A 4,839-nucleotide genomic window follows, 5' to 3' on the forward strand; every position below is an offset into this window, starting at 1 on the left:
TGGAACGGGAGCCGATTGGTTCCCGTTTTTATTATTAGTTTTCGAACTGTTAGCAAAATTTTATCAAAATGCTTTCTCAAAATTGACAAGGATTTCTTCGAATGATCATTTTTCTAATGATTCTCATTTTAGTACTTGCATTGTTTTATTGGAACGCTGTTGCAGGTGGTTATTGGCCTTTTGATGGGATGGCGCTAACAGATACAGGAGTATTTGGTGATTCATGGGGAGCATTTACTTCTATTTTCTCAGCTCTTGGTTTTTGCGGGGTACTATGGACAATAAAATTACAGATAGATGCAACAAAAAAACTTGAAAAAGATGCTATTAAAAAAGAAGAATTTGAAAGAATTCGAGACTTTGAAACATCCTTTTTTAATATGTTGAATCTTTTGCAAATAATAATTAAAGATATGCGTATTGAAAGCGGCGATTTAAAATCAAAGCGCGAAGGAAGATCAGTTGTAATGTATTTTTATTTGAAATTTAAGCGTAGGGTAACCAATAAGCTTAGCCTGACATCTCTAGGAGTCGATGATTTAAAGGATGTAGACATTGAATATGAGCGCGAGCGACTTCAAAATGAATATGATATTTATTTTCTTGACCGCTCCGGTAACTTGTCACATTATTATAGGTTCCTATATAATATTTTTAAATTTATCCATGATGCAAAAATAGATGATGGTGCTAAACAAAAATATGCAAAAATACTAAGAGCTCAAATTTCAAATTACGAACTACTCATTTTATTTTACAATGGCAAGTCAAAACATGGTGAAAAGTTTGAAAAATATTTCAAGGAATATGCAGTTTTTGATAACTTGCCAGTCTATAAATTATGCAGCAATGCGCACGTCTTATTTTACTCTCGTGAGTGTTGGGGAGCTAATTCCGATGCAATTGATATAATCAGTATTTTTGAGGGCTAAGTTAATTGCTAAACGGGCATTAATATTATTGCCCGTTATCTTTATACTCTGATTCGATTCCAATCCTTTCCACGATCATCGTGATAACGAGCTGTTTGATTGGGTGATTTATGACCCAGCAGTGACTGGGTATCGATCCCTTGAGCTTGATATAGACGTTCCGCTAAGGACCGCTGTTCGTGAAAAGTAGCCGGTATTCCATCTCCCCAGTTTATTTCTGCTTTATCACGGGCCTTACTGAAATTCATTGTTATAGTGTTCGACTTCACCTGTGCTCCTCGCTCTGCCATTGACGTAGACCGGAAGAAATGGATAAGGTATGGACTCACTGCATAGTCACGGCAGCGCGCAACTACATCCCTCAAACTCCAGTCAATCGCGTTAAGTCTAAGAGATAGTGGGATCGCTAGCTTGCTTCCAGTCTTCTCCTGAACAACATGAAGATGGTCATCCCAAATATCGCTAAACTTCATGTTGGAAATATCCCCAAGGCGCTGACCAGTTACAAGTGCCAATAGCATTGCATTGCCCATGTATTGATGACGTGCATCAGCTATCGCGAAAATCTTTTGCCATTCGCCGAGGTTAAGACGTTGTCGGCTAATCCGCCGGCGCGGTTGTGTTGTAGCAAGTGCTGGGTTATAACCCGGCGGTACCTCGCCATAATGTTGGGCTTCCTTGAAAACATCGATTAAAACAGAGCGGATCACCTGGGCCATCCTCGGTTGACCTTCTGCAACATAGGACTCCATTATCTGGGCAACATCCCGAACATCGACGGATGAAATCAATTTCATTCCTACGCTCTCACGAAGTAGGGCTACTGGTTTAGCCTTTTGCTTATGAGTATTCGGCCTGATATCACGATTATCCAGTCCTTCGTCCTGTATTTTCCAGTAGCGATCAAGCCATGTATTGGTTGTTATCGCTTTTCCTTTGCTGGTGGCTATCCTGTCACTTATAGCCAGTATTTGCCTGGTACGTTGTTCAGCCAGTCGTGCATTAGCTTCCATGGCAATTGCTGTTGCTTCAACCTCGTCGGTTCCGAATCTATGGAATTTACCGGTGATTGGGTGCTTATAGCGCCAGTAGATTTTATTTACCTGAATCGCCAAGGATAATCTAGACACTTCCGAGCCGTTGATAATACTGGTTTTCATATTCTGTCGGTGACATCTGATTGCTCGAACCATACCGACGCTTACTGTTATAAAACATTTCGATGTAATCAAAAATATCGCTGCGGGCTTCTTCCCGCGTTCCGTAGATCTTTTTCTTTATCCGTTCGCGTTTCAGCAACTGGAAAAAGCTTTCTGCAACCGCATTATCGTGACAGTTACCGCGACGGCTCATGCTCCCCTCCAAGCCGTGTGATTTCAGGAACGACTGCCACTCATGGCTTGTGTACTGACTGCCCTGGTCCGAGTGAACCAGCACCTGTTTTTGGGGGGGACGCCGCCATACAGCCATCAGCAGTGCGTTCAGGACAATGTCCTTTGTCATCCGGGATTGCATTGACCAGCCGATAATTTTGCGTGAGAACAGATCAACAACCACAGCAAGATACAGCCAGCCTTTGTGGGGCCTGATGTAGGCTATGTCCGTTACCCAACGCTTATCCGGAGCATCCGGATTGAACTGTTGCTGGAGCCTGTTGGGCGATACGATACTGGCCTCGCCTTTGCGTGCCCGCGGGCTCCGGTACCCGACCTGAGCCTTTAGCCCGGCACGATTCATCAGTCGCCAGACTCTGTTCACTCCGCACTGTTGCCCGCTATCCCGCAAGTCCAGATGGATCTTGCGATAACCATAAACGCAACCGGACTCCAGCCAGAACTGTTTGATTTGTCCCGTCAGTCTCAGATCTACCTAGTGGCGCTGAGAATACGGTTGCTTAAACCAGGCGTAAAAGCCACCGGGATGAACATCCTGCACCCTGCAGAGCAGACGAACAGACCAGCAACGGGAGTTTTCACGAATAAAGGCGTACCTTAGTCGGACAGCTTTGCGAAGTACGCCGCGGCTTTTTTTAATATGTCCCGTTCATCAGTAACCCGCTTCAACTCCTTCTGGAGTTGGCGGATCTCGGCCTGAGCATCTGACTGTTTTTTTTTAGTGGATGAGTCCGGACCGTACTTCTTTATTCAGGCGTAAAGGCTGTGGGTGGTGATATCGAGACGTGTTGCAACGCTGGAAACAGAATGACCGCGATCAATAACCTGTTTGACTGCTTCAATTTTAAACTCTTCGGGATAACGTTTACCGCTCATGGGCACCTCTCTTTAAGTCATCTTAAATGACTCCGAGGTGTCTGTTAAACCCGTGGCGATTCAAACTGCCGGGTTATTGAAACTTCAAGCGGCTGGCCGTTATTAACGTCAGTCTGAAGCCAGAAAGAGGGGATACGTTGCTAGTCAGCATGGGTGGGAGAAACCAGTTTGTGAAGCTACTGGGTCAGGCACTGATAACGGAAGAGGGTGAGTCGATCGAAGGAGAAGCCTTGAATGATGTTACGGTGCTCGGCGTTCTTACACATACGCTTAGCCAAGTTAAAGACGATAAATCGGCTGTAATATAGCGTGTAAATGTCGGTGGTTATTCCCCCATTTTTCCCCAATGATTCCCCGCACAAATTTTAAACATGAAAAAACCAGCCATAAGAGACTGGTTTTCAATGTATTTTTGGTCGGCACGAGAGGATTTTAACCTCCGCCCCCCGACACCCCATGTCGGTGTTCAAAACTTTAAAAAATGCTTGTGTAAATAGGCTATAGTTTCCGGTAAAAAGAAATATAATAATGAATAGAAAGGATCAAGGTTCGCTAATATCGTCTATTTGAATTATGAGTTCGTTAATCTTAGATTGTTCCCGTTTTATTAGATCGGTTATGTTCTGTCTGTATTTTTTCATTCCTTCTCCAGCATAACTCTCACCATCCATAGCGTAGAATGCTTTGTGGCTATTATTTGCGTTTACTAATCGAGTCATTTCGTCGTGGTAGATACCAACTATTTTTAAAGAAAAATCGACTTTAGCAGTCATGGTGGTTATTAATGCATTTCTATTCACTGCTTCGATCTGTTTAAGATAATTTTTTGCCATTTCTGTTTGAGCAATGGTTGCTCTCTCGCTCCGGGCATCAGCTTCTTTGTTTGCTTGTGCAAGCCTTCCTATCTCAACTCTTTGTGTAATATATGTTTTAGCAACGAAAAAGAGTGTCAGAGCAGAGATGATGGGGTTTAACGTACCACCAAAGTAATCTCCTAAAGCACCCCAGTCGCTTGGTTTGTTAGAATAAGGGTATGAGTGAAGGTGATAAATATAAGGGCCTGCTATAAGCAACACGAACAGAGCGAATGCACCTCCTAATAGATAAAGTTGATTTGTTTCTTTTTTTATTTCTGTTTTTATTTCGTCCATTTGCTATTGCACTCTATTTAAAATTGAGGTGTGTAGAATATCTTAAAGTAAACTAAGCCACTCTTCTTAATATTCTAAAACCAAAGAAGGTCTTCATTAAGAGGATGGCTTGAATCATAAGATAACAAAATCTTTCGCCATTGCAAGTTTGTTACATACATAACTTATTGATTTTTATTAGCGCGAACTGTTACACTATTGGCGAAAATTCCATGCAACACGCTGTTTTGATTAGTTAACACGCCTGATTTAAAAACCCTTTTTGATTTCGCGTATTCAAGAGGAGGATAATTTCTTCAACCGAAGAATGATTATCAAAACCCAAAAATAATTTAATACAATCAACTGGTTAGCATGTGACTAAAAATGTGTGACGAGAGCATTATTTCTGATGTTTTTACTTAAAAATCAATGCACCGTGATTGATTTCATGAAATACTGCTGCGTCATATGGAATGGTTCGAAGCCGCAGACCTGATCGTGAAG

3 protein-coding genes and 1 pseudogene are annotated in these 4,839 nt (G+C 42.2%); 1 reads left to right on the forward strand and 3 read right to left on the reverse strand.

The genetic code is table 11. From position 1 onward, the window contains the following. Window positions 1-101: 101 nt before the first annotated feature. Window positions 102-932: a putative phage abortive infection protein gene (locus LRM19_RS21085; RefSeq protein ID WP_271369764.1), complete on the forward strand. Its 831-nt coding sequence runs from the start codon at window positions 102-104 to the stop codon at window positions 930-932. Between the two features lie 41 nt (window positions 933-973). Here the strand turns inward: LRM19_RS21085 and LRM19_RS21090 are convergent, their stop codons facing one another. From LRM19_RS21090 to LRM19_RS21100, 3 genes and pseudogenes are all read right to left on the reverse strand, one after another. Then, window positions 974-2,092 carry a site-specific integrase gene (locus tag LRM19_RS21090; RefSeq protein WP_271369766.1) on the reverse strand — a complete coding sequence of 373 codons (1,119 nt, stop codon included), beginning with the start codon at window positions 2,090-2,092 and terminating at the stop codon, window positions 974-976. Continuing rightward, a pseudogene (locus tag LRM19_RS21095) lies at window positions 2,055-3,202 on the reverse strand (IS3 family transposase). The gene LRM19_RS21090 and the pseudogene LRM19_RS21095 overlap by 38 nt, the downstream one beginning before the upstream one ends. A 542-nt stretch (window positions 3,203-3,744) precedes the next feature. After that, window positions 3,745-4,353, reverse strand: coding sequence for a hypothetical protein (locus tag LRM19_RS21100; protein WP_271369768.1), 609 nt, complete (start codon window positions 4,351-4,353; stop codon window positions 3,745-3,747). Window positions 4,354-4,839 lie beyond the last annotated feature (486 nt).

Source organism: Enterobacter sp. PI-10, from assembly GCF_027947695.1.
Classification (GTDB): domain Bacteria; phylum Pseudomonadota; class Gammaproteobacteria; order Enterobacterales; family Enterobacteriaceae; genus Enterobacter; species Enterobacter vonholyi.

Bases quoted from the DNA above. Each gene is read 5' to 3' on its own strand.
- LRM19_RS21085 (WP_271369764.1), top strand. From the start codon at position 102: ATGATCATTTTTCTAATGATTCTCATTTTAGTACTTGCATTGTTTTAT.
- LRM19_RS21090 (WP_271369766.1), bottom strand. From the start codon at position 2,092: ATGAAAACCAGTATTATCAACGGCTCGGAAGTGTCTAGATTATCCTTG.
- LRM19_RS21100 (WP_271369768.1), bottom strand. From the start codon at position 4,353: ATGGACGAAATAAAAACAGAAATAAAAAAAGAAACAAATCAACTTTAT.